Genomic DNA, 248 nt, shown 5'->3' with positions numbered 1-248 from the left:
TAACATCCCATGATAATTGGCACAGCACGGCCATTTTCATCCAAAACATCTGCTCCCATGCTTGCTGAATAGCGAGTGCCAAGTTTGAAGATGTGACCAAATTCAATACCACGAGCAAAGTTAAGGACACCTTGTCCGTCTGGTGAAATTTCACCCTCACGAACTTCACGGATATCCACATATTCTGGAGTAAAATCACGACCTGGGTTCACACCAGTCAAGTGGTAGCCATCTTCGGTAGCACCCAC

Annotated in this window: 1 pseudogene; it reads right to left on the bottom strand. The window is 46.4% G+C overall.

The window, feature by feature from the left end:
* Positions 1 to 248, bottom strand: a pseudogene (locus ACYQ78_RS39940) (proline--tRNA ligase); the annotation flags it as partial.

This window comes from Herbidospora sp. RD11066, assembly GCF_054661255.1.
This window is presented reverse-complemented; position numbering and strand designations above follow the sequence as displayed.